The 1,406-nt window shown below is 62.8% G+C and carries 1 protein-coding gene; it reads right to left on the bottom strand.

The features are described from left to right. Window positions 1-658: 658 nt before the first annotated feature. Complete coding sequence (locus tag K940_RS34195) at window positions 659-1,339, bottom strand: integrase core domain-containing protein (RefSeq protein ID WP_081706552.1); 681 nt, start codon at window positions 1,337-1,339, stop codon at window positions 659-661. Between the last annotated feature and the right edge of the window lie 67 nt (window positions 1,340-1,406).

The raw sequence follows: 1,406 nt of genomic DNA, 5'->3' as shown, positions 1-1,406 counted from the left end.
TTCCTGTGGCAAGCGGACAACGGGATGTCTGGTACCCGGTGGAGGGCCTGGAGCAGTTCGGCTCGGTGTTGGATGGCGACTCGGTTCTGTTTCTGACCAGCGCTACATCTTGCGATGGCATTCCGAGAGCGTTCTAAGTCAACTATCATGGGTTTGTCACGCGAGTGATGCCGAGCGGTGGGACCGCCCTGCTTGACGGCCCCACCTGGTGGGTTACCTAGACCGCACTCGGCGGACCAGCATGAGCGCCCCGGCGATCATGGCAGCAGCTGCCAAGATGATGCCGTAGTCGACCGGGGTCTCTTGCTTTCTCCGGCGATGTTTCGCCATCCCCACCACCTCCTCCCTGGGCGCGGTGTGTGGACCAAGTCCACCGCCCCTCGGCCGGAGGTGCCTTCACCTTATCCGGTCACAGCGAGATGATCCGTTGAACCGCAACCATTTCCCGAGGTTCGTCCGTCCGGTCTGGACGTAACTCATGGTGGAGCAGGGCAACGTTCAGATTTGGGTGAAAGTGGTGTTCACTCAGGCTTTTCCCGCGTTGTGCGAGTGTCGGGCTTCATTTGATCCTTGACGTTTTGGCTTGACTGGAGGCTTGACGTCGGATCTAGGGTGTGGGCTCCCTCGAGCCTCACGGGCCAACTCGCTCGCGCAGGTGTCAGTGGTTGCTGGCTCTGTGGCGGGTGACTGGGGTGGTGTTCGTGCGTGGCGTGCGGATCAGTAGGTGGGGTCCGTGGTGGACGGTGATGGTGTCCTCATCGACAGTGGCGGTGACGACGGCGCGGGCGTGGTTGCGGCCGATCTGGATGCGTTGGCGGGCGATCATGATGCTGCCGCTGCTGGAGACGATGCGTTCGACGGTGACCGGTGCGGCGGGGACGTGCGTGGGTGGTGCGGCGGGCCGGGCTCCGCGCAGGAGGGCTGCGGCTCTGGTGGTCAGTGGGTTGGGCAGGGTGCGCAGGATGGGCGTGATCTTCGATTCCGATACCGCGTCGATGTCGATGTCGATCGGGTCGTCGGCGGTGAATTCGATTTCGGTTTTCAGCACCAGCACCAGCACCAGCGCCAATTCGCCGACGCTGTGTTCGGGTGCGGTGGTGGAGAATCTGTCGACCGGTGCGGTCATATCGAGGGCTTGGTGAGGTCGGTCGGTGTTGCAGCCGGTGACCCAGGTGTCGATGACCGTTTGGGCATGTGCGAGAGAGTTGAACGGAGGATGGCTATCGAGCAGTTCGCGGCGAAGAGACCCGTGGAAGCGTTCGATTTTGCCGGTGGTGGTCGGGGTCCGCGGTGCGGTCAACCGGTGGGTGATGCCGTTCTCACGGCGACCCAAAGGCACCCAAGCCGAATTCCCTTGTCGTGGCCTGCAATCTGCTCGTCACCGACGAATCCGGAGCGATCCTGCT

It is taken from the genome of Nocardia sp. CNY236 (genome assembly GCF_000482385.1).
Classification (GTDB): domain Bacteria; phylum Actinomycetota; class Actinomycetes; order Mycobacteriales; family Mycobacteriaceae; genus Nocardia.
This window is presented reverse-complemented; position numbering and strand designations above follow the sequence as displayed.